Source organism: Variovorax sp. FW301-JW7 (genome assembly GCF_058788795.1).
In genome coordinates, this window is record NZ_JBYTBC010000001.1 from 1077711 (window position 1) to 1103031 (window position 25321).

General features: G+C 70.7%; 23 protein-coding genes and 1 pseudogene. 12 read left to right on the forward strand and 12 right to left on the reverse strand.

The annotated features are described in order from the left end of the window. The first annotated feature begins 21 nt into the window (after positions 1-21). Both AC3WQM_RS04820 and AC3WQM_RS04825 read left to right on the forward strand, forming a co-directional pair. Positions 22-1005 carry an acyl-CoA dehydrogenase family protein gene (locus tag AC3WQM_RS04820; RefSeq protein ID WP_492677149.1) on the forward strand — a complete coding sequence of 328 codons (984 nt, stop codon included), beginning with the start codon at positions 22-24 and terminating at the stop codon, positions 1003-1005. Further along, positions 1005-1793 (forward strand): crotonase/enoyl-CoA hydratase family protein, encoded by a 789-nt coding sequence (locus AC3WQM_RS04825; protein WP_492677150.1) that lies wholly within the window; start codon positions 1005-1007, stop codon positions 1791-1793. The genes AC3WQM_RS04820 and AC3WQM_RS04825 overlap by 1 nt, the downstream gene beginning before the upstream one ends. Here the strand turns inward: AC3WQM_RS04825 and AC3WQM_RS04830 are convergent. From AC3WQM_RS04830 to AC3WQM_RS04840, 3 genes are read right to left on the reverse strand one after another with little or no spacing between them, the layout of a single operon-like run. Continuing rightward, positions 1783-2790 (reverse strand): NAD(P)H-dependent flavin oxidoreductase, encoded by a 1008-nt coding sequence (locus tag AC3WQM_RS04830; RefSeq protein WP_492677151.1) that lies wholly within the window; start codon positions 2788-2790, stop codon positions 1783-1785. The two genes, AC3WQM_RS04825 and AC3WQM_RS04830, sit on opposite strands and share 11 nt — an antisense overlap. Positions 2791-2793: 3 nt before the next feature. Then, positions 2794-4347 carry an acyl-CoA synthetase gene (locus AC3WQM_RS04835; RefSeq protein WP_492677152.1) on the reverse strand — a complete coding sequence of 518 codons (1554 nt, stop codon included), beginning with the start codon at positions 4345-4347 and terminating at the stop codon, positions 2794-2796. Between the two features lie 16 nt (positions 4348-4363). Beyond that, positions 4364-6142, reverse strand: coding sequence for a long-chain-fatty-acid--CoA ligase (locus tag AC3WQM_RS04840; protein WP_492677153.1), 1779 nt, complete (start codon positions 6140-6142; stop codon positions 4364-4366). Positions 6143-6336: 194 nt separating this feature from the next. Here AC3WQM_RS04840 and AC3WQM_RS04845 point away from each other — a divergent pair, with 194 nt between their 5' ends. After that, the gene (locus AC3WQM_RS04845) at positions 6337-6921 is read left to right on the forward strand and encodes a DUF2889 domain-containing protein (protein ID WP_492677154.1); all 585 of its coding nucleotides are present in this window, start codon (positions 6337-6339) and stop codon (positions 6919-6921) included. Here the strand turns inward: AC3WQM_RS04845 and AC3WQM_RS04850 are convergent. After that, on the reverse strand, positions 6918-7799 hold the full coding sequence (locus tag AC3WQM_RS04850) for a LysR family transcriptional regulator (RefSeq protein ID WP_492677155.1): 882 nt from the start codon (positions 7797-7799) through the stop codon (positions 6918-6920). The two genes, AC3WQM_RS04845 and AC3WQM_RS04850, sit on opposite strands and share 4 nt — an antisense overlap. A 132-nt stretch (positions 7800-7931) precedes the next feature. Between AC3WQM_RS04850 and AC3WQM_RS04855 the strand changes: the two genes are divergently transcribed. The 3 genes and pseudogenes from AC3WQM_RS04855 (at position 7932) to AC3WQM_RS04865 (ending at position 9448) form a co-directional block, all read left to right on the forward strand. Continuing rightward, the gene (locus tag AC3WQM_RS04855) at positions 7932-8918 is read left to right on the forward strand and encodes a zinc-binding dehydrogenase (RefSeq protein ID WP_492677156.1); all 987 of its coding nucleotides are present in this window, start codon (positions 7932-7934) and stop codon (positions 8916-8918) included. A gap of 205 nt (positions 8919-9123) precedes the next feature. After that, positions 9124-9252 (forward strand): annotated as a pseudogene (locus AC3WQM_RS04860) (YybH family protein); the annotation flags it as partial. A gap of 34 nt (positions 9253-9286) precedes the next feature. Continuing rightward, positions 9287-9448, forward strand: a complete 162-nt coding sequence (locus AC3WQM_RS04865; RefSeq protein ID WP_492677157.1) for a hypothetical protein — start codon at positions 9287-9289, stop codon at positions 9446-9448. A 34-nt stretch (positions 9449-9482) separates the two neighbouring features. Here the strand turns inward: AC3WQM_RS04865 and AC3WQM_RS04870 are convergent, their stop codons facing one another. The 4 genes from AC3WQM_RS04870 to AC3WQM_RS04885 form a co-directional block, all read right to left on the reverse strand. Next, a complete protein-coding gene (locus AC3WQM_RS04870) occupies positions 9483-10523 on the reverse strand; it encodes a Bug family tripartite tricarboxylate transporter substrate binding protein (protein ID WP_492677158.1) in 1041 nt (346 codons plus the stop codon). Between the two features lie 89 nt (positions 10524-10612). Beyond that, positions 10613-11581: a Bug family tripartite tricarboxylate transporter substrate binding protein gene (locus AC3WQM_RS04875; protein ID WP_492677159.1), complete on the reverse strand. Its 969-nt coding sequence runs from the start codon at positions 11579-11581 to the stop codon at positions 10613-10615. Between the two features lie 10 nt (positions 11582-11591). Then, the gene (locus AC3WQM_RS04880) at positions 11592-12014 is read right to left on the reverse strand and encodes a MaoC family dehydratase (RefSeq protein ID WP_492677160.1); all 423 of its coding nucleotides are present in this window, start codon (positions 12012-12014) and stop codon (positions 11592-11594) included. 31 nt (positions 12015-12045) lie between these two features. Then, on the reverse strand, positions 12046-12486 hold the full coding sequence (locus tag AC3WQM_RS04885; protein WP_492677161.1) for a MaoC family dehydratase N-terminal domain-containing protein: 441 nt from the start codon (positions 12484-12486) through the stop codon (positions 12046-12048). 252 nt (positions 12487-12738) lie between these two features. Between AC3WQM_RS04885 and AC3WQM_RS04890 the strand changes: the two genes are divergently transcribed. Further along, entirely contained in the window at positions 12739-15576 is a 2838-nt protein-coding gene (locus AC3WQM_RS04890) for a winged helix-turn-helix domain-containing protein (protein ID WP_492677162.1), read from the forward strand. 16 nt (positions 15577-15592) lie between these two features. On the opposite strand, the gene AC3WQM_RS04895 is transcribed toward AC3WQM_RS04890, so the two are convergent. The 4 genes from AC3WQM_RS04895 to AC3WQM_RS04910 all read right to left on the reverse strand — a co-directional run bounded on the left by AC3WQM_RS04895 (position 15593) and on the right by AC3WQM_RS04910 (position 20148). Then, a complete protein-coding gene (locus AC3WQM_RS04895) occupies positions 15593-16060 on the reverse strand; it encodes a MaoC family dehydratase (RefSeq protein ID WP_492677163.1) in 468 nt (155 codons plus the stop codon). Positions 16061-16084: 24 nt separating this feature from the next. Beyond that, the gene (locus AC3WQM_RS04900) at positions 16085-17317 is read right to left on the reverse strand and encodes an acyl-CoA dehydrogenase family protein (RefSeq protein WP_492677164.1); all 1233 of its coding nucleotides are present in this window, start codon (positions 17315-17317) and stop codon (positions 16085-16087) included. A 34-nt stretch (positions 17318-17351) separates the two neighbouring features. After that, on the reverse strand, positions 17352-18266 hold the full coding sequence (locus AC3WQM_RS04905; protein ID WP_492677165.1) for an SDR family oxidoreductase: 915 nt from the start codon (positions 18264-18266) through the stop codon (positions 17352-17354). 166 nt (positions 18267-18432) lie between these two features. Continuing rightward, the gene (locus tag AC3WQM_RS04910; protein ID WP_492677166.1) at positions 18433-20148 is read right to left on the reverse strand and encodes a long-chain fatty acid--CoA ligase; all 1716 of its coding nucleotides are present in this window, start codon (positions 20146-20148) and stop codon (positions 18433-18435) included. 237 nt (positions 20149-20385) lie between these two features. On the opposite strand from AC3WQM_RS04910, the gene AC3WQM_RS04915 reads away from it, so the two are divergent. Genes AC3WQM_RS04915 through AC3WQM_RS04935 form a run of 5 tightly spaced genes read left to right on the forward strand, consistent with a single transcriptional unit; the run spans position 20386 to position 25244 of the window. After that, on the forward strand, positions 20386-21525 hold the full coding sequence (locus tag AC3WQM_RS04915; RefSeq protein WP_492677167.1) for an acyl-CoA dehydrogenase family protein: 1140 nt from the start codon (positions 20386-20388) through the stop codon (positions 21523-21525). Positions 21526-21570: 45 nt separating this feature from the next. Next, on the forward strand, positions 21571-22755 hold the full coding sequence (locus AC3WQM_RS04920) for a lipid-transfer protein (RefSeq protein ID WP_492677168.1): 1185 nt from the start codon (positions 21571-21573) through the stop codon (positions 22753-22755). 31 nt (positions 22756-22786) lie between these two features. Then, entirely contained in the window at positions 22787-23611 is an 825-nt protein-coding gene (locus tag AC3WQM_RS04925; RefSeq protein ID WP_492677169.1) for an SDR family NAD(P)-dependent oxidoreductase, read from the forward strand. 58 nt (positions 23612-23669) lie between these two features. Continuing rightward, entirely contained in the window at positions 23670-24839 is a 1170-nt protein-coding gene (locus tag AC3WQM_RS04930; RefSeq protein ID WP_492677170.1) for a thiolase family protein, read from the forward strand. 3 nt (positions 24840-24842) lie between these two features. Beyond that, on the forward strand, positions 24843-25244 hold the full coding sequence (locus tag AC3WQM_RS04935) for a Zn-ribbon domain-containing OB-fold protein (RefSeq protein WP_492677171.1): 402 nt from the start codon (positions 24843-24845) through the stop codon (positions 25242-25244). Positions 25245-25321: the final 77 nt, after the last annotated feature.

Here is a 25321-nt window from a genome sequence, read left to right on the forward strand (position 1 = left end):
GCCCCTCAAGGAGACATGCACATGTTCACCGAAGCCATCGAGGCGATCCTCGTCGACCACTGCACGCCGGGTGCCATCCGCGCGATCGAGAACGGCGGATCGGCCGCAGCGCTGTGGGGCGCGCTGGCCGAGAGCGGGTTCCTCGAACTGATGGCCAGCGAAGACGCCGGCGGCGCCGGGCTCGACCTGGACGCGGTCTTTCCGATCTTTGTCGCTTTCGGCCGGCACGCGGTGCCGGTGCCCGCGGCGCAGCGCATCGCAGCGCGCGCCTTGCTGGGCGACGTGGCACCGCCGCCCGGCCTGCTCACGCTCGTGGGCCATGCGCGGCGCGCGGCCGACGGGTCGGTGAGCGCGGCCCACGTCGCGTTCGGCGCCATCGCCGAGCACGTGCTCGCCAACGTCGACGGGCAGCTCGTGCTGCTCGACGCCGCCCGCGCGCAGCGCACGACCACCGGCGTTCGCGGCAGCCTCGGCGCATCGCTGCGCTGGACCGCAGATGCTGTCGGTGCACCGGTCGGCGACAAAGGCGCGCAGGTCGCCGTGTTCAGCGTGGCGCTGCATGCCGCCGCCCTCGCGGGCGCCATGGAGCGCCTGTTCGTAATGACGCTGGGCTACTGCAACGACCGCGTGCAGTTCGGCAAGGCGATCGGCAAGTTCCAGTCGGTGCAGCACCAGCTGAGCGTGATGGCCGAGCACGTCGCGTGCGCCGGCGTGGCGGCCGAGCTGGCCTTCCGGGCCGGCGAAAAGATCCCGCCGCTGCTGGCCGCCGCCACCGCGAAGGCGCGCACCAGCGCCTCGGTGCCGCTGGTGGCATCGACGGCGCATGCGCTGCACGGCGCCATCGGCGTCACCGAGGAGTTCGACCTCCAGCTCTACAGCCGCCGCTTGCACGAATGGCGCATGGCCGACGGCTCGGAAACCTACTGGAACCGCATCGTCGGCGAGGCGCTGCTCGGCAGCGCGACGCCCTCGGTCCTGCAATTCACCATGGAGGAGATTCTTTGATGACCGACTTTCTGAGCTACGAACAAGACGGCCACATCGTCACGCTGACGATGAACGACCCTGAGCGCCGCAACCCGCTCACCGGCAACACGGCCGTGCCGGAGTTCCTGGCCGCCATCGACCGCATCCACGCCGACCACTCGGTGCGCGCGGTGATCCTCACCGGCGCGGGCTCGGCCTTCTCCTCGGGCGGCAATGTGCGCGACATGGGGCGCTACAGCGAACTGCCCGCGATGGAGCTGCGCCGCGAATACCGCCTGGGCATCCAGAAGCTGCCGCTGGCGCTGTTCAACCTCGAGGTGCCGGTGATCGCGGCGGTGAACGGCCACGCCATCGGCGCGGGCCTGGACCTGGCCTGCATGTGCGACATCCGCGTGGCGGCCGAAGAGGCGAAATTTGCCGAAAGCTTCGTCAAGCTGGGCATCATTCCCGGCGACGGCGGTGCCTGGCTGCTGCCTCGCATCATCGGCCTGTCGCGCGCCACCGAACTCACCCTGACGGGCCAGACCATCGACGCGCGCCAGGCCGCGGAATGGAACCTGGTGTCGCGCGTGGTGCCGCGCGATCAGCTGATGCCCACGGCCCGCGCCATCGCCGAACAGATTGCTGCCAACCCGCCGCATGCCGTGCGCCTGGCCAAGCGCCTGCTGCGCGAGGCGCTGCACTCGCGTCTCGATACGCTGCTGGAAATGTCGGCGGCCTTCCAGGTGATGTCGCACCAGACGGCGGACCATCACGAGGCCGTGGCGGCCTTCGTGGAGAAGCGCGCGCCGGTGTTCAAGGGCTGAGTTCAGTCGCCGTGATGTGTTGTCGCGCGAAGGCCCCTGCGGCCCGCGCGGCATCGCGCATCAGGCGCTCCACGATCTGCGCGGCCGGCACGATCTCGTCGGCGAACGCACCGCCCGGTCCGAAGGAGACGATGCCGCCGTCCACGTCGCCGTCGGCATACACGCGCTGGCGCGTGCGCGAAGACAGGATCAGGTCGCCGAACCCGGCATGGCTGCGCACGCCTTGCGCTTCCAGGCGCTGCACTTCGCGCGCGGCCTCGTTGTGCAGCACGCGCCAGGTGTCGCCGATGGAGCCGAGGATGGCCGTCGAGCCCTCGGGCCCGGTCTCGACGATGCGTCGCTTCAGCGCCTCGTGGGCCCGGACTTCGCTCGCCACCAGGAAGCGGCTGCCCATCACCACGCCGTCGGCGCCCAGCGCCAGCGCCGCCGCGATCTGCCGTCCGCTGCCGATGCCGCCGCCGAGCACGAGCGGCAAGCGGATCTGTTCCAGCGCGAACGCGCCGTTGACGAAGGCGGACAGCGGGTTGGCGCCGGGGTGACCGCCCTCCTCGCAACCGACCAGCGCGATGGCATCGACGCCCAGGCGCGCCGCGCTCTGCGCATGGCGCACGCTGGGGCACTTGTGCATCAGCAGGCCGCCGCCGCGATGGATGGGCTCGACCAGCGCTTCGGGCGAATCGCCGGCGCTCTCGAAATGCCGCACGCCTTCCGCCAGCGCCACCTCGATCCAGCCCGGCACCTGCGCGTTGGCGCCCGCGCGGCGCGACAGCGTCAGGTTGACGCCGAAAGCCCGGCCGCCCGTGAGCGCGCGGCAGCGGCGCAGGTCGGCACGAAAGTCGTCGAGCGTGTCGAAGGAACGGGCGGTGATGAAGCCCATCGCGCCGGCATTGACCACCGCCGCGACGATGTCCGACTGGCCCAGATGGTGCATGCCGCCGAGCAGGATCGGATGGCGGATGCCGAAGCCTTCGGTGAGGCGGGTGCGAAAGCGCGCCACGGTTCAGCTCACCTGGCGGGACTGCCCCGCCCAATGCGGCTCGCGCAGCTGGCGCTTGAGCACCTTGCCCGCGGCGGACAGCGGCAGCGATTCGCGGAACTCGATGCTCTTGGGGCACTTGTAGCCCGCGATGGCGTCGCGGCAGTGCGCGTGCAGGGTCGCGTCGTCGAGCTGCGCGCCGGGCTTGCGCACCACCACCGCATGCACCGCCTCGCCCCACTGGGCGTGCGGCACGGCGATGACGGCGCAGGCCTGCACGGCCGGATGCCGCGCGATCACGTTCTCGACCTCGGCCGAGTACACGTTCTCGCCGCCGCTCACGATCATGTCCTTGAGGCGGTCGACGATGAAGATGTGCCCGCCTTCGTCCATGCGGGCGCCGTCGCCGGTGTAGAGCCAGCCGTCGCGCAGCACGCGCGCCGTTTCCTCGGGCTTGTTCCAGTAGCCGCGCATCACGTTGGGCCCGCGCACGACAAGCTCGCCGACCTCGCCGCGCGGCAGTTCCCGGCCGTTGGCATCGACCACCTTCACCACGACCCCGACGTTGGCGCGGCCGGCCGAACGCGACAGGCCCGAGGCGCGGCCTTCGGCGCCGTGGTTGCCCGGCGGGTTCGAGGTGGCGCCGCCCAGTTCGGTCATGCCGTAGGAATGGGTGAAGGCCACGCCCGGCAGCAGGGCCATCGCACGCTCGAGCACCGGCTCCGCGATCGGCGAAGCGCCATAGACCAGGCGCTGCAGGCTGCCCAGGTCGAAGCAGTCGAACTCCGGGTGCGTGATGAGCGCCTGCAGCATGGTGGGCACCAGCAGCACGTCGGTCACGCGCTCGCGCTCGATGGTCTGCAGCACCTCGCGCGCGTCGAAGGCGGTGGCCAGCACGTGCGTTTCGCCGGCGATGAACTGCACCAGCGCGCGGCCGATGCCGCCCATGTGGAACAGCGGCGCGACGTGCAGCGCGATGCTGCCTTCGGGCATGGGCGTCTGCGCGAAGCGCTGCACGCCGATGGCCCACAGCGTCCAGTGGCTGTGCATCACGCCCTTGGGAAAGCCGGTGGTGCCGCCGGTGTAAAGGATGCAGGCCAGGTCGTCGCCAGAGCGGTCGGCGTCCTCGACCGGCGCGGCGGCGTCGATGAGTGCGGCCAGCGACGGCATGCCGTCTGGCGCGCGGCCCTCGCCCGCATAGACGAAGACCGGCGGCCGTTTGGCGCTGGCGCGGATGCCTTCGACGCGGTCCAGGAAATGATCGTCGACCACGAGGATGCCGGTGTCGCAGTCGTCCAGCGAGTAGACGATCTCGGGCACGCTCCAGCGCGTGTTGACGGGGTTGAGCACGCCGCCGCCCCACCAGACGCCCATGAGCACTTCGAGCCAGCGGTCGGAGTTCACGCCCAGCAGGCCCACGCGGTCGCCCGGGCCCATGCCGAGGGACTGCAGGGCGCCGGCCAGGCGGGCCACGCGGTCGCCGAAGGTGCGAAAGCTCTGGCGCCGCTGGTAGAAGACGGTGGCGATGCGCTCGGGCGTGGCCTGGATCGAGCGCCGCAGCGCAAGGGTCATGGACATGGTGCGGGGCCTTCGGTCAGTGGGCCGGTGCTTCTGCGTCGGCTTCGGCAGCGTGCGCATCGCGTGCCTCCTGCTCCTGCAGTTCGCGCCAGGCGATCTTCCCGGTGGCCGACTTGGGCAGCGCCTTGACGATCTGCACGATGCGCGGCGCCTTGTAGGCCGCCATGTGCTCCCGGCACCAGGCCAGCAGGCCGGCGCTGTCATCGCTGCAGCCGTCGCGCAGCGTGACCACGGCCTTGACCGTTTCGCCGCGCCGCGCATCGGGCGCGGCGATCACGCAGGCTTCGAGGATCGACGGGTGCGTGTGCAGCGCGGCCTCGACCTCGGCCGGCCAGACCTTGAAGCCCGAGGCGTTGATCATCCGCTTCAGGCGGTCGCGCATGAACACGTAGCCTTCCTCGTCCATGCTGGCGAGGTCGCCGGTGCGGAAGAAGCGCTTGCCGTCGCGCACGAAGAAGCTCTCGGCATTGGCCTGCGCGTGGTTCCAATAGCCCAGCATGATCTGCGCGGCGTGCACCACGATCTCGCCGGCCTCGCCTTGCGGCAGCGGCGCCAGCGTCTGCGGATCGACGATGCGCAGGTCGACGCCGAAGGTGGGCACGCCCAGGCAGCCCTTCTTCGGCTGGTGCATGGGGTTGGCGCACAGGAAGTTGGCGCTTTCGGTCAGGCCGTAGCCCTCGATGTAGTCCAGGCCGTAGCGCTGCTTGAGGATGTCGTTCACATGCTGCGGCGTGGCGGCCCCGCCGCCGGTGACCACGGCCAGGCTCGACAGGTCGCGCTGCTCGATGCCGGGCTGCGCGAAAAAGTCGACCAGCATGGCCGGCAGCGCGGCCCAGAAGCTCACGCGGTGGCGCTCGATCAGCACCGCCGCGGCCTCGCGGTCCCAACGCGGCATGAGCACGATGGTGCCGCCCCAGAAGATGGCCGAGTTGACGTTGTTCTGCAGCCCCAGCAGATGGAACAGCGGCGCCACCGCGAGGTACACCGACGACGGGTGCGTGCGCCGCCACAGCGAGGAGCCCACGCACGAGGTCATCACGGTGCGGTGCGTGTGCACGCAGGCCTTGGGCTTGCCGGTGGTGCCCGAGGTGTAGGGCAGCATGCACAGGTCGTCGGGCCCGGCGCGGTGCGGGTGCGGCACCTGCCGGCGCGCCAGCGCGGCCTGCCAGGACACGGCGGCCGGCGGCAGCGCCACGTCGGCGATGCGCGCGCGCACCCAGTCGGGCGGCACGAGGGCGGCGTCGTCGTCCGCGTCGCCGAGCGCGTCGCCGTAGGCATGCACCACGAGCTGGCGCAGTGCGCCGGTGCCCACGAGCGGCGCGATGCGTTCGAGCAGCTCGCTGGCCACGAAGGCCGCCACCGCGCCGCTGTCCTGCACGATGTGTTCGAGTTCGTCGCGCAGCAGCATGGCGTTGACCGGCACAAACACCGCGTCGGCCCGCAGGATCGCGAAGTAGGCGGCGATGAACTGCGGGCAGTTCTGGCTGAACACGAGCACGCGGTCGCCGGGCGCCACGCCGCACGCATGCTGCAGGTGGCCGGCCATGGCTTCGGTCTCGGCCAGCAGTTCGTCGTAGCGCACGGCCTTGCCGAAGAACTGCACCGCGGTCTTGGCCGGGTAGCGGCGGGCCGAGGTCTCCAGGTTGCAGAACAGGCTGGTCTCGGGAATGTGGGCCTCGCGCGGCAGGCCGCCGCGGGCGCGCGCCGGGTCGATGCACAAGGCGCCGACGGGGCGCTCGGTCACGCCCGCGGGCGTGGGGCAAGGGTGTGTGGCGCGGGGGGCTGCTGCCTGCATGGTGGGGTCCGGGTCGGCCTCGTGTCTGGGTCTTGGGGATGAAGGCGAGTAGAACGCGCACCCGCACCGGCGCGGCCACCCCGATCGGGTGGCCGCCGGAACGGCCTCGCGGCCGCGACCACCCACCGTGGGTAGTGCCCGCGCGGCGCCGTTTGCGCACCATGGACCCGCCCACTGCACAGGACCCCACGCACATGACGACGGACCGCCCCACCCCGCCTCCCGCGCCCTCGCGCCGCCCGCTCCACACCCGCGAGATCGCCTGCCACGGCTACCTGCGCGACGACGGACTGGTCGATGTGGAAAGCACGATGCGCGACATCTCGCCCCAGGGCTCCGACCTGTTCTTCAAGCGGCTGGGCGCGGGCGAGGACCTGCACCGCATGCGCGTGGTCCTGACGGTCGATGCCGAACTGGTGATCCGCGCGCTGCAGGTGCACTCCGACGCCGCCCCCACGCCCTGGTGCAGCGAGCGCAATGCCGTGTACGACGCGCTGGTCGGCCTGCAGATCGGCCCCGGCTTCACGAAGAAGGTGCGCGCGCTCGTGGGCGGCGCCCAGGGCTGCACCCACCTCACGGAACTGATGGGCCCGGCGGCCACCACCGCCATGCAGGCGCTGTTCGCGCTGGGCCGCGAGAAAGGCGGCATGCGCGCCGCCCATGCACGGCCCGGCCCCCTGCCCCGGCCCGGGCTCGTCAACACCTGCCAGGCGTACCGCGAGGGCAGCCCCGCGCTCGAAGCCATCTGGCCGCTGACGCGGCGCGGGCCGCAGGCCTAGGACACGCCCAGGTGCTGCGCCAGATGGCGCTGGCAGTAGTCCAGGTAGGCGCGCACGAGGCTCGACGGATGGCGGTGTGACGGATAGAGCAGGTGCACCTGCTGCTCGGGCAGCGGGTGCACCGGCAACAGCGCGCACAGGTCGCCGGCCTGCAGGCCCGCCGCGGCCAGGAACGGCGGCAGCTCCGTGACGGCCTCGCCGGCCAGCGCCTGGCTGCGCAGGTGCAGGTAGCTGTTGGTCGACAGCACCGGCCGGGGCTCCAGCACCTGGTCGCCCAGTTGCCAGGTGCCGCGCGCGCTCACGTCACGGCACCAGACGGCGCACGGAAAGCGGTGCAGGTCGTCGGGCGACGCGGGCTGGCCCAGCCGCTGCACGAGCCGCGGGCTGGCGACCAGCACATGGCGGTAGGTGGTGATGTGCCGCGCCACCATCGACTCGTGGACGATGGTGCCCACGCGCAACGCGACGTCGATGCCGTCCTGCACCAGGTCGACCCGCCGCTCGGTGGTGTAGACCGACAGCTCGATGTCGGGGTACTGCTGCTGGAAGGCGCGCAGCAAGGCCCACCAGGGCTCGAAGCCCGGCGGCAGTGACAGCCGCAGACGGCCCTTGAGCCGGGCCTGGTCGCTCATCACGGCCTGCTCGCCTTCGGCCAGGGCCTCGATGCCGCGGCTGGCGTGCTCGTACAGCCGCGTGCCGGCCTCCGTCAGGCTGGTGCCGCGCGCCGAGCGCTCCAGCAGTTGCACCTTCAGCGCGCGCTCGAGCTCGCGAATGCGCCGGCTCAGGGTGGGCAGCGGCATGTCCATGCGCTGCGCCGCCGCCGACAGGCTGCCGGCCTGCACCACGGCCACGAACATCTGTGCTGCGTTGAGGTCCATTCGATCCTTCCAGATATGGAAGGCAAGTTACCAGATATGCGTCTTCCTTGCCAACCATGAGCGACCTACAGTGAGTTCCAGCCGCCGGAAAGGCCGACGGCACCACCCCCTCACCCCCGAAAGGACCTCGCCATGAAAGCCTATGTCATCGAACAGACCGGCGGCCCGGAAATGCTCCAGCTGCGCGACATCGCCTCGCCCGAACCCGGCGCCCACGAAGTGCAGATCCGCGTGCGCGCCTTCGGCCTGAACCGCGCGGAAACCTACCTGCGCGCCGGCAAGATGGGCGCCATCACCGCCCCGCGCGTGCCCGGCATCGAAGCGGTCGGCGAGGTCATCCTCGACCCCGCCGGCCTCTTTCGCACCGGCCAGCGCGTGGCCACCGCCATGGGCGGCATGCAGTTCAGCCGCAACGGCAGCTACGCCGAGCAGGTGACCGTGCTGCGCGACAACGTGATCGCGCTGGACGACATCCCGCTGTCGTGGGAAGAACTGGCGGCGCTGCCCGAGTCGTACCTCACCGTGTGGGGCGCGCTCGACCGGACGCTGGCGATCCAGCCGGGCCAGACCCTGCTGGTGCGCGGCGCCACCGCCTCGCTGGGCTTGGCCGCCGTCGCCTATGCCAAGGCACGCGGCCTGAAGGTGATCGCGACCACGCGCTCGGAACAGAACACGGCGCGGCTGCGCGAGGTGGGCGCGAACGAGGTCATCGTCGACACGGGCGAGATCGCCGCGGCCGTTCGCCAGCGGGTGCCCGCCGGCGTGGACGTGGCGCTCGAGGTCGTGGGCGCCTCGACGCTGCGCGACACCATTCAGGCCCTGAAGCCCTTCGGCGCCGTCTCGGTCGTGGGGCTGCTGGGCGGCCCTCCGGTGCTGTCGCAGTTCCACCTGATGCAGGACCTGCCCGATGCCAGGCAGCTGAGCTTCTTCCAGAGCGGCCTGCTCGGCACGCCGGCCCTGCCGCTGGCGAACGCGCCGCTGCGCTGGATCGCCGAACAGGTTGCCGCGGGACGCATCCCGTCGCTGCGTTCGCGCACCTTCGACTTCGACGACGTGCGCCACGCCCACAGCCTGATGGAAAGCGACCGCGCGCTCGGCAAGCTCGTCGTGCGCCTCTGACCTCCCTCCCCTTCCCCACCTCTTCAAGGAGCTTCTCATGCGTGCCTTGCTTCACACCACCTTGGCGACCGCCTTGCTGGCCGCCGCCCTTCCGATGGCCGCGCTCGCGGCATCGCCCGCCGCCGACCACGCGGCCACGGCCGCCATCGGCCAGCAGCTGCGCCGCTACGAGCAGGCGCTCAACAGCTCGGACGTTGAGGGCGTCATGGCGCTGTACGCCGACGACGCCGTGTTCATGCCGCAGAACAGCCCGCCGGCCGTGGGCCGCGACGCGGTCCGCAGCGCCTACCGGCAGGTGTTCTCGGCGATCAGGCTGGACGTGCGCTTCCAGCTCGACGAGGTCCGCCCGCTCTCGAAGGACTGGGCCTATGCGCGCCCGCTCGAACGGCACGGTGAAGCTGCTCGCGGGCGACCAGCCGCCCGGGGCCGAGGCGAACCAGGAGCTGTTCCTGTTCCATCGCGAGGCCGACGGCCAATGGCGTTTCGCGCGCTACATCTTCGCGACCACGAACGCGCCGGCCGCTCGCTGAGCGCGGCGGCGTGCGCCCCGGGGCGCACGCACGCCTACTGGGCCGCCAGCCCCAGTTCGCGCGTCAGGGCCCGGAAGCTGGGCCAGGTGCGCCCGATGAACTTCTGCAGCTCGGCGCCCGTCAGGGGCGCCGTCTCCACGCCAAGTTGCGCGAGCACGGCCTTGACGCTCTCCGACCGGGTGGCCGATTCGCGAGAGAGTTCAGCCAGCCGCTGCACCACCTCGTTCGGCAGGCCGGCAGGACCGAGCAGCATGTTGCAGTCGCGGATGTCCTCGAACGCCGGGCCGGCAAAGCCCTCGTCGGCCCAGGTGGGAACGCCCGGCAGCAGCTTGTCGGAGCGCCCGCCCGACACCACCACCATCGGCTTGAGCGTGCCGCGCTGGATGCCGCTGGCCAGGCCCGCCATCGAGCCCGCGCCCATGTCGATGTTGCCCGCCATGAGGTCGAAGACCATCGGCCCCGTGCCCTTGTAGTTGACGAGATCGAACTTGCCGCCGGTCTGCTTCGCGAGCTGGCTCAGCATGAGCTGCCAGCCGGAGCCGATGCCGAAGTTCCCCACGCTGACCGGCCGCTGGCGCGCCAGCGCGATCAGCTCCTTGAGGTTCTTCACCGGCAGGTCTTTCTTGACGACCATCACGCCGACGCCCGTGCTGAAGGCCGCGATGGGCAGCAGGTCCTTGCCGGTGTCCAGCGGCACCTTCTTGAGCAGCACCGGCGCCTGCGCCAGCTGGCTGTGCAGCGTGAGCAGCAGCGTGTGGCCGTCGGGCGCGGCGCGGGCCACCGCATCGGCCGCGATCATGCCGATGCCGCCGGGCCGGTTCTCGACGATGACCGGCGATCCGAGGCGCCCCGTCAGGTACTCGGCCAGCGCACGCGCCGTCGCATCGTTGGACGAGCCCGGGGCCTGGGCGGCAATGATGCGGATCGGCTTCGACGGCCATGCCGCCGCCTGTGCGCGCACCGCGCCGGGTGCCAGCAGCCCGCTGCCCATGGCGCCGAGCCCGGCCGCCAGCAGACGACGCCGCCGCAGTTGCCCGTCGATGGATGGCCCTGCCGATGCAAGCCTGGTATTCATGCGGTCCCTTTCACCGTGGCGTTGCCACGCACTGCCAACAAGAAAAACGCCGCCGCCCTCCTCCCTCACTCGGGGCAGCGGACACGCGCTCAGTCCGCCCTCGCCCCCGAGATCGCGATCAGGCGCTTCACCACGGGCTCGGTCTTCTCGAACTCCTGGCGGAACTGCTCGGACGTGCTGCCGATCGCTTCCGTCGAACTGCTCAGCAGACGCGTCTTCATGGCCGGTGTGTGCGTGGCGGCGCGCGTTTCTTTTTCCAGCCGGGCCAGCACCTCGGGCGGCGTGCCCGCGCGGGTCATCACGCCGACCCATCCGGCGGGTGTGAACTCCGCGTCGCCCAACCCCGACTCGGCCATGGTGGGCACGTTCGGCAGCACCTTGACCCGGCGGTCGCCGAACACGGCCAGCGGCCTCAGCCGCCCGCTGTCGACCAGCGGCGTCAGGGTGCCGAGCGAGAAGATGCCCCACGCCACGTTGCCCGCGCTCACGTCCTGCGCCACCTGCGCCTCGCCCTTGTAGGCCACGTGGACCATGTCGAGCCCGCGGGACCGGTTCAGGTGGGCGCCCACCAGGTGCGGGAAGGTGCCGACGCCGTAGGAGCCGTAGCTGATCGCGCCCTTGTTGGCCGCCGCCCAGGCAAGGAACTCCTTCATGTCCTTGGCCGGCACGTCCCGGTTCACGGCCAGCACCACCGACCCGCCGGCCACCAGCGAGACGAAGGCCAGGTCGCGGCGCACGTTGTAGGGCACCTTGGGCAGCAGGTGCGGCGTGTTGACGAGCGGCGCCGCGTGGGTCAGCAGCAGCGTGTAGCCGTCCGGCGCGGCGCGGGTCACGGCCTGCACCGCGAGCAGGCCCGCCGCGCCCGGCTTGTTGTCCACGATGACCGGCTGGCCCAGGCTCTTGCCCATCTCGTCCGCGAGCACCCGGGCCAGCGAATCGGTGGCACCGCCCGGCGGCGCCGGCACGATCATCGTGAGGGGCCGCGACGGGTAGGTCTGGGCGGCGCAGACCGCGGCCCACAGGAACGCGGCGACGGCAAGCAGGGTTCGGTTGCGCATGGACATGGCCTCAAAGTGGGAGTGCGACGACGGCGTCGCCAAGGATCTTGGTGTCGCCGTACTGGTTGGCGGTGCGGATCTCGAGCCGCAGGCGCTGCTCGCCCTGGCGTTCGAACGCCTCGACCACGTGGCCTGTGCAGGTGATCCGGTGGCCCAGGTGGGTGATGCCGACGAAGCGCGCGCCCAGCTGGCGAAGCTGCCGCTGGTCGACCCACAGGGTCAGCATGCGGGCCAGGTAGGCCATCGACAGCATGCCGTGCGCGAACACGTCGGGCATGCCGGCGCGGCGCGCGAAGTCCATGTCGATGTGGATCGCGTTGTGGTCGCCGGACGCCCCCGCGAACAAGGCCAGCGTGGTCCGGTCGATCGGTGCCAGGGTCAGCGGCGGCAATGTGTCGCCGACGCGGACCTGCGCGAGATTCAGTGTGCCCATGGCGGTTCTCCGTGTCGCATGTCAGTTTCAGTCAGGCGTTGCGCTGCACCAGCACGCTGCGCAGGTCCGCGACGTGCTCGCCGCGTGGGTCGGTCACCCGGGTTTCGCGCACCACGAATTCCAGCGCGCCGCCCTTCTTGTCGTAGATGTCGGCGATCCGGCTGTCGAAGCGCAGCACGTCGCCCGCATGCGCCATACGGTGGTAGGTGAACGATTGTTCGCCGTGCAGGATGCGCGCGGGCTGGATGCCCATCTCCTTGCGCCAGCTGCTCGCGGGCTGCTGGATCTCGAGCGAGAACAGGAAGGTGGGCGGCAGCGGCAGGCCGGGGTGCCCCGCATCGCGGGCCGCGGATTCGTCGAAGTAAATGGGGTTGGTCTCGCCCGTGGCCTTGGCAAAGAAGCGCAGCTGTCCCGCTTCGGCCACGACGTGGAAGCCCGGAAGCACTTTGCCGATGAATGTCCTGTCGATCATGTCTGCGCTCGGGGGTGCGAGGCCTTCGGCCCGGTTCGCGATGAGGTGGTTTTTCGCATGGGATTCAGGTTACGGGCGGGGCTGTACGGCGAGACCCCCCGGCGCGGGTGGGGGCGGGAATCCCCTCGCCCGCAGAGCCCCTGCGCAGGGCGCAAAAAGGAGGGTCGGCCTGTACCATCCAGAGCGATTCCTGCCATCCGCCTGCGCGGGTCGCCCCATGAATCGGTTCCGGATGCGAACGCGAGATTCCAGATGCACCCCCCTCTTCCCTCCAGCCCGCCGCACGCCGTGCCAGGCGCGGCCTCCGACACCGACACGATGGCCGGCGACAGCCGCCTGGTGCCCCGCGGCGCCACGCGCGTCGTCGCACGCGAACGGCTGCTGGCCCGGCTGACCGAGGCGCGGCACCGGCGCTGCGTCGTGCTGCAGGGCCCCGCGGGCTGCGGCAAGAGCGCCACCCTGGCGGCCTGGCGCCAGGCCCTGCTGCTGCTGGGTTTCGACGTGGCATGGCTGGGCCTCGGCGCGGACGACGACGAGCTGACGCGCTGGCTCGACAGCCTGGTCGCCAGCCTGGAAGAAGTGGACCCGGCCATTGCGCGCGAGGCCGCCATGCTGGGCGGCCGGGGGACCGACGCCGAGGCCGTCGAGCGCACGATCATCTGCCTGCTGCACGGCATCGCCGCGCACCCGCGCGAGTTGACCCTGGTGGTCGACGACCTGCACCACATCGGCTGCGAGCGCATCCACGAAGCGCTGCAGTGCCTGCTGGACTACGCGCCGCCCAACCTGCACCTGGTGCTGCTGTCGCGCACGGCGGTGCCGCTGTCGCTGGCCCGCTTGCGCGACCAGGAGCTCGTGCTCGAGCTGCACCAGGGCGACCTGCGCTTCACGCTGGCCGAGTCGCAGCAGTTCCTGCAGGCGCAGCTCGGCGAGATCGCTGCGCGCGACGCGCGGCACCTGCACGAACTCACCGACGGCTGGGTGGCCGGCCTGCTGCTGTTCGCCAACCTGCGCAAGCGAAAAAAGCAGCAGGCGCGCGGCAACCCGGTGGCCGAAGTGCCGGTGCGCGAGCACGTGCACAACGCGGGCGCTTTCGCGCAGTACTTCGAGCGCGAAGTGCTGTCGCACCTGTCGCCCGCCGAGATCGAGCTGCTGGTGCGCGCGGCCGTGTGCCGCCGCTTCTGCGCCGCGCTGTGCGCGGTGCTGGCGGAGCCCCCGCTCGAACCGGCCGACGTGGTCGCCCTGCTGGCGCGCCTGGAAAGCGACAACCTGTTCATCGTTGCGCTCGAGGGCCCCGGGCGCGAGCCCTGGTACCGCCTGCATCCGCTGCTGCGCGAAACGCTGCTCGAGCGCTTTCGCGCGCTCGGCGAGACGCAACGCCGCCGCGTGCACACCGCCGCCTGGCAGTGGTTCCACGCGCACGGCCACATCGAAGATGCCGTGCACCATGCGGTGGCGGCGGGCGCGCCGGCGGCCGCGGCCGACATGGTCCAGCAGTCGGCCAAGCTCCTGTTCAGCCAGGGCAACCTGCGCCAGGTGGTCCGGCTGGTTCGCCTGCTGCCGGCCGAGCAGGTGCAGGCACGCCCCGCGCTGCGCATCTGGACCCTGCGCATGCAGCTGTACGCGCGCGAGTTCGAGGCCGCCGCCGCCGGCATCGAGCGCCTGCAGGCCGACCTCGCGCCCGACGACATCATCTCGCGCGACACGCTGTGCCTGCTGCGCGGCGTGCTGGCCCTGCAGCGCGACGACACTGACGCGGCCATGGCGATCCTTCCGCAGCTGCTGCAGCCGCCGCCGGAGGCCGACGGCATGGCGCTCGGCGCGCACCGCATGCTGCTGTCGTGGCTCTACATGCACCGCGGCGAGTACGAGCGCGCGCGCAGCGTGCAACTCGAGGCCGCGCCCCTGCTGTTCGAGGGCGCGCCGCTCACGGGCACCACCATCGGCAGCCTCGGCGGCCGCTGCATGGTGGGCTTCAGCTACGCGCTCGAAGGCCAGATGATCCAGGTCGAACGGATCTGCCGCGACGTGCTGCGCAAGGCCGAGCAACGCGACGAAGCCCACGCCGACCCCGCGTGCTTCGCCACGGCCCTGCTCGGCGATGTCCTGTACGAGCACAACGACGCCGAAGGCGCGATCCGGCTCCTGGAAGACCGGGTCGACATCCTGGAGCGGGTGTCGATCCCCGACTCGGTGCTGAAGGTGCTGACCGTGCTGTCGGCCGCGCACTGGGCGGCCGGCCATCCGCTGGACACCTTCGCCTGGCTCGATCGCCTCGAGGAGTACGCGGTGCAGCTCGGCCTGGACCGGCTGCTGGCGCACGCCCTGGCCGAGCGCGTGCACCGGCACCTGCAGTGCGGCGAACTCGACGCGGCCGACGCCTGCCTGGCGCGGCTCGACGCGGTCGATGCACGGCACCGCCCCGACGGCCCGAGCGCGCTGGACGAAATCCACGCGGTGACGGCGCACGCCCACGTGCGCTGGTGCATCGCGAACGAAGACCTGCACGGTGCCTCGGTGCGGCTGGAGCAACTGATCGCCCTGTGCGACGCGCGCGGCTGGCAGCGCCGCGTGGCGCTGCTGCGGCTGCAGAGCGCCTTCGTCGACTTCCGCCGCCAACGCGTGGACACCGCCCGGCGCCACCTGAACGTGGCCTTGCGGCAGGGACACCGGCTGGGCCTGGTGCGCAGCCTGCTCGACACGGACCCCGATGCGCTGCAACTGATCGGCGAGATCGAACAGGGCGAGCCCCTGGACCCGGTGCTCAGTTTCTACGTGACCCGCCTGGCCGCCGCGCAACGCACGCCGGCCCCGGCGGCATCGGCGACCACCGCCGATACCCCGCGCGCCACGCGCACGGCCCCGGGCCTGCAGGGGCTGGACCTGAGCGAACGGGAAGCGGAAGTGCTGCGCCTGCTGGCACAGGCCCTGCCCAACAAGAAGATCGCGCGCATGCTGGGCCTGTCACCCGAAACCGTGAAGTGGCACCTGCGCAAGATCTACGGCAAGCTGGGCGTGGCCAGCCGGGACGAGGCGGCCGCGCGGCTGCGCGACCTCGAGTGGGAGACGGGCACGCCGCCCAGGACCTGAGCGGCGCCGCCTCGGTTCAGGCGTAGCGCCGCGCCACACTCTCCACCACGGCGGCGGGCTTGTCGGCCCCCTCGCACTCGATGGTGACCTCCATCGTGATCTGGAAGCCCGACAGCGCGCCCAGCGGCGGCAGGGCCTCCATGGCCAGCAGGCGGATGCGGGCGCGCACCCGGCTGTTCACCCGCACCGGCGACGGAAAGCGGACCTTGTTCAGGCCGTAGTTCACGCCGAGCTTCGTGCCGTCGATCTTCATCGCCTGGGCGGACAGCATCGGCAGCAGCGAGAGCGTCAGGAAGCCGTGCGCGATCGTGCCGCCGTACGGGCCGGCCTGCGCCCGCGCCGGATCGACATGGATCCACTGGTGGTCGCCGGTGGCTTCGGCGAACAGGTCGATGCGCTTCTGGTCGATCAGGACCCAGTCGCTGTGGCCGATGTCCTGGCCGACGCAGGATTGCAGTGCGTCGAGGCTGCTGAAATGTCGCATGGGCGGTTCCTCCGGATGGCGGCGTCAGAACACCGTGTCGCCGGCGAGCAGGCGCGCGGCGATGGTGCGCCGCTGGATCTCCGCCGTGCCGTCGGGGATGCGCATGGTGCGCGCCAGTCGGAAGCCCGCTTCGAGCCGCAGCTCGTTGGTCAGCCCCATGGCCCCGTGGATCTGGATGCAGCGGTCCATCACGCGGTTCAGCATCTCGGTGGCGAAGGCCTTGGTCATCGAGACCTCCTTGGTGGCCGGCTCGCCGGCATCGATGCGCTGCGCGCAGTTGCGGGCCATGCACTTGGCCGCGTAGATGTCCATGGCCGACTCCGCCAGCATGAACTGGATCGCCTGGTGCTCGGCGATCGGGCGGCCGAAGGTCTTGCGCACCTTGGCGTAGTCGATCGCCTGCTCCAGCGCCCAGCGCGCCAGCCCCACGCAGGTGCCGGCCATCGACAGCCGGCCCACGCTCACGCCGCCGATCGCCACCGACAGCCCGCCGCCCACGGCGCCCAGGCGGTGGCTGTCGGACACGCGCACGCCGTCCAGCGTGACGATCCCGATCTCGGCGCCGAGGTGGCCCATGGTCGGGATCACGCTCGGCACGCTGAACCCCGGGGCTTTCGTGTCCACCAGGAAGCCGGTGATGCCGCCCTTGCGTTCGCGCGCCTTCGCCTCGTCGGTGACCGCGAACACCATCGCCAGGTCGGCATAGGGCGCGTTGGTGATCCACTGCTTCGTGCCCGTCAGCACCCAGTCGTCGCCCTCTTTGGTGGCGCGCGTCTTCATGGCGAAGACGTCCGAGCCGGCGTCGGGCTCGCTCAGGCCGAAGCACATGGTCTTGTCGCCGCTGGCCAGGTCGTCGCGGTAGCGCGCCAGGACCTGCGGGTCGAGATGGCGCAGCACCGGCGACAGGCCGTTGGTGAACGCGGACGGCATGACCACGCCCTGGACCAGCGCACGCGCCGGCCCGCACGCGGCATTCAGGCGCTCCTGGATCACCAGCGCGGCTTCCGCGCCGAGCCCGCCGCCGCCGAGTTCCTCGGGGGCGAACAGGTTGTAGAAGCCGAGCTCCGCGGAGCGCATGCGGACCCGGCGGCGCAGCGCGAGCATCGGCTCGGTGAAGCGCCCGTCCGCGCCGTAGATGGTGCGCTCGCTGGCCAGCAGATCGTGGTGTTCGCGCTCGAGCGGAACGATCTCGCGCTCGATGAAACGGATCAGCGAATCCGCGAGGACGCTCGCCTCTTCGTGCAGGGAACTGTTCATGGCATCTTCCTCCTTGTGGGCGTGGCGCCGCATCTCAGACCGGGTCCCAGGAAAACACATCGGACGAGCGGTCCAGCGGTGCGAACGACGCCTTCACGGCGGGAAGCATGTGCTCGGCCAGGGTCTGCGGCGTCCAGCCCTCGCTGCGGTGCATGGACCGGATGGGCCGGGGGTGGTTGATCAGGAACACCTCGTTGCGGCGCACCGCGAAGATCTGCCCCGTGACCTCGCGCGCGGCATCGCTGGCCAGGAACACGGCGACGGGCGCGATGGTCTCGGGCGTGAGCGTCTTGGCCTTGGCGATCCGCTTTTCCTGGTCCGCCGTGTTCGGGATGCTGCCGACCATGCGGCTCCAGGCAAAGGGCGAGATGCAGTTCGAGCGCACGTTGTAGCGGCCCATGTCGAGCGCGATCGACTTGGACAGCCCCAGGATGCCCATCTTCGCGGCCGCGTAGTTGGCCTGCCCGAAGTTGCCGACCAGGCCGGAAGTCGACGTCATGTGCACGAAGCTGCCGCTTTGCTGCGCCTTGAAGTGATCGGCGGCGGCGCGGCTGACGTTGAAGCTGCCGAACAGGTGCACCTTGAGCACGGACTCCCAGTCGTCCTCGGTCATCTGGTGAAAGATCTTGTCGCGCAGGATGCCCGCGTTGTTGATGACGGCGTCGATCCGCCCGAAGGTGTCGACCGCCGTCTCGACGATGCGCCGCGCGCCGTCCCACTGCGCCACGCTGTCGCCGTTCGCGACGGCCTCGCCGCCGTTCTCGCGGATCAGGCCGACGACCTCGTCCGCGGGCTTCTCCGCGCCGAGCGCGCCGTCCACGGACACGCCCGCGTCGTTCACCACCACCCTGGCGCCGTGCGCCGCCATCATCAACGCGATCGCGCGGCCGATGCCGCGACCGGCGCCCGTGACCACAACGACTTTTCCTTGCATCGTGCTTGCGTTCATCTCGATTTCTCCTTGGGGTTGGCCGGGCCGACCTCGGCCCGGTCCTGTTTCGACGATCGTGTTCGCCCCTGCGGCGCGCCCGCCCCCGCGCGTGCAGGGGCCTGGCGCATCGCGGTGCCTGTGTGTCTGTTTCCTTGGGGGGCCCGCCACAGCGGCGGGCGGGGCGCTACAGCCGCATCTCGGCGTCCTGCAGCTCGCGCCACGCGACCTTGCCGGTCGCCGAGCGCGGCAATCGCTCGACGATCTCCACGAGGCGCGGGGCCTTGTAGCTGGCCATGGTCTCGCGGCACCACGCCAGGATGTCCGGTGCGCGGATGTCGCGCGCGTCGGCGCGCAGCACCACCACCGCCTTGACCGTTTCACCGCGCCGCTCGTCGCGGCTGGCGATCACGCAGGCCTCCTGGATGGCGGGGTGGCCGTGCAGCATGGCCTCCACCTCCGCCGGCCAGACCTTGTAGCCCGAGGCATTGATCATTCGCTTCAGGCGGTCGCGCATCGCGAAGTAGCCGTCTTCGTCCATGCAGCCGAGGTCGCCGGTGCGGAAGAAGCGCTTGCCGTCGATGACGAGAAAGCTCTCGGCGTTCGCCTCCGGCTGGTTCCAGTAGCCCCGCATGACCTGCGCGCCGTGCACCACGATCTCGCCGGTCTCGCCTTGCGGCAGCTCCTTCAGGGTCTCGGGGTCGACGATGCGCGCGTCCACACCGAAGGTTTGCACACCCAGGCAGCCGGGCTTGGGGCGATGCAGCGGGTTGGCCAGCAGGAAGGAGGCGGTTTCGGTCAGCCCGTAGCCTTCGCCGTACGTGAGGCCGTAGCGCTCGCGCATCAGCCGCGCGGTGCCCTCGGGCATGGCCGCACCGCCGCCGCCGACCTGCACCAGGCAGCGCAGGTCGCGCGCCTCGATGCCCGGCTGCGAGAAGAAGTCGACCAGCATCGGCGGCGGCGCGCCCCAGCAGGTGACCCGGTAGCGCTCGATCAGCTCGGCGGCGGTTTCGCGGTCCCAGCGGGGCAGCAGCACGACGGTGGCGCCGGCGTAGACCACCCCGTTGACGCAGTTCTGCAGCCCGAGCAGGTGAAAGAACGGCGCCGAGGCCAGGAAGATCGATTCGGCATTCGTGTGCCGCCACAGCCGCGCGCCAGCCACCGAGGACATCGCCGTGCGATGGGTGTGCATGCAGGCCTTCGGCGCCCCCGTCGTGCCCGAGGTGTACGGCAGCATGCACAGGTCGTCGGGGCCGGCCAGCGCGGGGCCGGGTCGGGCCTGCGCCGCCACGGCGTCCTGCCATCGCACGCCACCGGCAAACCCCGCCTCGGCAGGGGCGCGCTCGCGCAGCCAGTCCGGCACGGTGAATCCCGCGTCGTCGCCGGGCAGCGCGTCGCCGTAGGCATGCACGACCACGTGCCGCAGCGAGGTCGTGCCCACCAGCGGCGCCAGCTGGCCGACCAGCTCCTGCGCCGAGAAGGCCGCCACGGCGCCGCTGTCGGCCACGATGTGGCGCAGCTCGTCTTCCAGCAGCATGGCGTTCACGGGCACCACGACGGCATCGGCGCGCAGGATCGCAAAGTAGGCGCTGATGAACTGCGGGCAGTTCTGGCTGAACAGCAGCACGCGGTCGCCGCGCTGCACGCCGCAGGCACGCTGCAGGTAGCCCGCCAGGTGCTCGGCCTCCTGCAGCAGGGCCGCATAGCTCACCGTGGCGCCGTAGAAATGAATGGCCGGCTTGCTCGGGAAACGCCGGGCCGCCATCTCGAGGTTGGCGAAGAGACTGGTCTGCGGCACATGCACCTGTTCCGGCACGCCGTCGCGGGCGCAGTGCCGGGCCAGACGCAGCGGGCTCTCGGGCCGCTCGATGACGCCGGGGTGGGTCGCAGGAATGGGTTCCATCGTCTGTCTGTCTCCTGATCGGCCGCTTGCAGGAACGCTTGCACAGCCTGGCACGTAGTTGATCACCGCCGCCCCGGGCTTTCGCCCCCCGCGTCGGGTGGGGCGCGCATCGCCGCCCGGCATCGGCACCCCGCGTGCCACTCCACACGGGGGGTCCGCGCAACGGCACGCGTCGATATCTTTGCCGCCATGGCCCCTGCGGGCCGCGCCTTCCCCCCTTGACCACCGGAACCCCCCATGCAAATCACCCGAAGCATCTTCCGCGACGATCACGAGATATTCCGCACCACCGTGCGCCGCTTCCTGGAACGCGAATGCCTGCCCCGGCAGGCCGAGTGGGACCGGGCCGGCCGCGTCGACCGCGAGACCTGGCGCAAGGCCGGCCGCGAGGGCCTGCTCTGCGTCACCCTGCCCACCGAGTACGGCGGCGGCGGCGGCGACTTCGGCCATGCGGCCGTGTTCGCCGAAGAGTTCGCCCGCGTGGGCGTGAGCGGCCCGGGCTTTCGGGTCCATTCCGACATCATCGCGCCGTACATCCAGCGGCTGGGCAACGAGGAACAGAAGCAGCGGTGGCTGCCCAAGGTCTGTTCGGGCGAGTTCATCCTGGCCATCGCCATGACCGAGCCCGGCACCGGCAGCGACCTGAAGGCGGTGCGCACCACCGCCGTGCGCGAAGGCGACCACTACGTCATCAACGGCAGCAAGACCTTCATCAGCAACGGACTGAACGCCGACCTGGTGATCCTGGTGTGCAAGACCGACCCCGCCGCCGGCGCCAAGGGCGTGAGCCTGGTCGTGGTGGAGGCCGACCGCGCGGGCTTTCGCCGCGGACGCAACCTCGAGAAGGTCGGCTGCCCGGCGCAGGACACCTCGGAGCTGTTCTTCGACAACGTGCGCGTGCCCGTGGCCAACCGCCTGGGCGAGGAAGGCAAGGGCTTCGCCTACCTGATGGGCGAGCTGCCGCAGGAGCGCTTCGCCATCGCGATCACCGCGGCCGCCAAGCTCGAGGTCTGCCTGGAACACACGCTGGACTACGTGAAGGACCGCCGCGCCTTCAACCAGACCGTGTGGGACTTCCAGAACACGAAGTTCAAGCTGGCCGACATCAAGACCCAGGCGATCGCCGTGCGCCTGATGGTCGACCACTACCTGGGCGAACACATGCGCCGGCGCCTCACGCTGGAAGAAGCGGCCGTCGCCAAGCTCTTCGCCACCGAGACGCTGGGCAAGGCGCTGGACGAGATGGTGCAGCTGCACGGCGGCTATGGCTACATGCTGGAGTACCCGGTGGCCCGCGCCTTTGCCGATTCACGCGTGAACCGCATCTACGGCGGCACCAGCGAGGTCATGCGCGACCTGATCTCAAGAAAGCTCTGACTCCACCCTCCCCCCAACACACACAGACAGACAGGAAGAGATGACATGACAAGCAAGGTTTTCGTCGCCGGCGTCGGCATGATCCCGTTCAAGAAGCCGGGCACCAGCGACACCTACGACGTGATGGGCGCCCACGCGGTGCGCCAGGCGCTGGCCGATGCCGGCGTCGACTACCGCGAGGTGCAGCAGGCCTACGCCGGCTATGTGTACGGCGACTCCACCTGCGGCCAGAAGGCGCTCTACCACGTGGGCATGAGCGGCATTCCGGTGCTCAACGTCAACAACAACTGCGCCACCGGTTCGTCGGCGCTGTTCCTGGCGCGCCAGGCGGTGCAAAGCGGCGCCGTGGACTGCGCGCTGGCGGTGGGCTTCGAGTACATGCAGCCGGGCGCGCTGAAATCGGTCTGGACCGATCGCGCGCGCTCGCTGGAGCGCGCCGGCCACCTGACCAACGAACTGGTCGAGCGCCCCGACCTGCCGGGCGCGATCCGCCAGTTCAGCGGCGCGGGCCGCGCGCACATGCACAAGTACGGCACGCGGCTCGAGACCTTCGCCCGGATCCGCGCCAAGGCCAGCCGCCACGCCGCCCACAACCCGCTGGCCGTGTTCCGCAACGTCATGACGCCCGAGGAGGTGCTGGCCGCCCCGGCCCTGTGGGACGGCGTGATGACCCGGCCGATGGCCTGCCCGCCGACCTGCGGCGCCGCGGCGGCGGTCGTGGTGTCCGAAGCGTTTGCGCGCAAGCACGGCCTGCGCACCGACGTACGGATTGCCGGCCAGGCCCTGACCACCGACACCCCGAGCACCTACGACACGCGCGACATGATCCGCGTGGTGGGCTTCGACATGACGCGCGCGGCCGCGACGCAGGCCTACGAACAGGCGGGCATCGGCCCCGCCGACGTGGACGTGATCGAACTGCACGACTGCTTCGCGCAGAACGAGCTGCTGAGCTACGAGGCCTTGGGCCTGTGCCCGGAAGGCGAAGGCGAGAAGCTGGTCGACGACGGCGACAACACTTACGGCGGACGCTGGGTGGTCAACCCCTCGGGCGGCCTGCTGTCCAAGGGCCATCCGCTGGGCGCCACGGGCCTGGCCCAGTGCTACGAGCTCACGCACCAGCTGCGCGGCACGGCCGAGGCGCGGCAGGTCGAGAAGGCCCGGGTGGCGCTGGCGCACAACGTCGGCCTCGGCGGCGCGTGCGTCGTCACCGTGTTCACCGCAGCCTGAGCTGCACCCACTTTTTCACGAGGAGCAAGACATGGGAAAACTGGACGGCAAGGTGGCGCTGGTCACCGGATCGGGTCGCGGCATCGGCCAGGCCATCGCACTGAAACTCGCCAGCGAAGGCGCGCGGCTGGTGGTCAACGACCTGGACGCGGAGCCTGCGCACGAGACGGTCGAACTGCTGAAGAAGAACGGCACCGAGGCCGTGGCCTGCGTCGGCAACGTGACCGCGCCGGACTTCGCCGAGCGCTACATCAAGACGGCGATGGACCACTTCAAGGGCATCGACATCATCGTCAACAACGCCGGCTACATCTGGGACGACGTGGTGCAGCGCATGACCGACGAGCAGTGGTACGCCATCGTCGACTGCCACATGACGGCGCCCTTTCGCATCCTGCGCGCCGCCTACCCGCACATCAAGGCCCAGCACCAGGCGGACCTGGAGGCCGGGCGCGAGGTGTACCGCAAGGTGGTGAACATCTCGTCGACCTCGGCGCTGAACGGCAATGCCGGCCAGATGAACTATTCGTCGGCCAAGGCCGGCGTGATCGGCATGACGCGCGCGCTCAGCCGCGAGTGGGGCCGCTTCAACGTGAACGTCAACTGCGTGGCCTTCGGCCTGATCCGCACCCGCATGACCTCGGCCGACGTCGATGCCGGCGCCACCATCCACATCGAAGGCCGCGACATCCGCGTGGGCCTGAACCCGGGCCACGTGAAGGCGCATGCCCAGCGCAACCCGCTCGGACGGGCTGGCACACCCGAAGAGGCCGCCGCCGGCGTGTACCTGTTCTGCTCGCCCGATTCGAACTACATCACCGGCCAGACCGTCGCCGTGGCCGGCTCGCTGCAATAAAGTGTGGACAGGGCCCGCCGTCGCGCGCGCCCTGCCCCCTTTGCACAGAAGGAACCCGATGAGCATCAAGAGACAGGCCTGCATCGCAGGCGCCTACGAACACCCCACCCGCAAGGCCCCGGACAAGACGGTCGCGCAACTCCACGCGGAATGCGCCAAGGGCGCACTGGAAGACGCCGGCCTCACGCTGCAGGACGTGGACGGCTACTTCTGCGCCGGTGACGCGCCCGGGCTCGGCGTGCTCAGCATGGTCGACTACCTCGGCCTGAAGGTGCGCCACGTCGACTCGAGCGAGACCGGCGGATCGTCCTACCTGGTGCACGTCTCGCACGCGGCGCAGGCCATTGCGGCCGGCAAGTGCAACGTCGCGCTGATCACGCTGGCCGGCCGGCCGCGCAGCGAAGGCTCCAGCGGGCTGACCCCGCGCACGGCCAGCACCGCGACGCCCGACGTCGCCTTCGAGGCCCCCTACCGCCCACTCACCCTGAACATGTACGCGCTGGCCGCGGCCCGCCACATGCACGAGTTCGGTACCACCAGCGAGCAGCTCGCCTGGATCAAGGTAGCGGCGGCCGCGCATGCGCAGCACAACCCGCACGCGATGCTGCGCGAGCCGGTGACCGTGCGCGACGTGCTCGACTCTCCCCTGCTGTCCGACCCGCTGCACAAGCTCGACTGCTGCGTGGTCAGCGACGGCGGCGGCGCGCTGCTGGTCGTGCGCCCGGAGATCGCACGCGCGCTGAAGCGCCCGGTCGTCAATCTGCTGGGCACCGGCGAGACGGTGAAGGGCCAACTCAACGGACAGGTCGACCTGAGCTATTCGGGTGCCGCGATCTCGGGCCCCATCGCTTTCGCGGAAGCGGGCCTGACGCCGGCCGACATCCAGTACGCGTCGATCTACGACAGCTTCACGATCACCGTGCTGATCCAGCTGGAGGACCTGGGCTTTTGCAAGAAGGGCGAAGGCGGACGCTTCGTGGCGGACGGCAACCTGATCTCCGGCATCGGCAAGCTGCCCTTCAACACCGACGGCGGCGGCCTGTGCAACAACCACCCGGCCAACCGCGGCGGCATCACGAAGGTGATCGAAGCCGTGCGGCAGCTGCGCGGCGAAGCGCACCCGAAGGTGCAGGTACCGAACTGCGCGCTGGCCCTGGCCCAGGGCACCGGCGGACTCCTGGGCTCACGCCACGGCAGCGCCACATTGATTCTCGAACGGGAGGCCTGAACCATGACGACCCTCTACCAGGACCGCCCGCTGGCGGCACCCATCATCGACGCAGCCACTGCTCCCTTCTGGCGCGCGGCCGCCGAAGGCAGCCTGCTGATCAAGCACTGCCCCGCCTGCGGCAAGACCCACTGGTACCCCCGCTCGCTGTGCCCGTACTGCATGAGCGATGCGCTCGAGTGGCAACCCGCTTCCGGGCTCGGCACGATCTACAGCGTGAGCGTCACGCGCGCGGCCAACCCCGCGCCCTATGCCATCGCCTATGTCCGGCTGGACGAAGGGGTCACGATGCTGAGCAACATCGTCGACTGCGACCTCGACACCCTGCGCATCGGCGACCGCGTGAAGGTGTGCTTCAAGGCCGCCGAAGGGGGTCACGCGATCCCGATGTTCACGCCCGCGTGAGCTAGGGCCTGTTCACACTATTTCTGGCGTCGCGAAGGTCTGCCGCGGCGGGCCAATCAAGGCGCGTGACGCCGCGT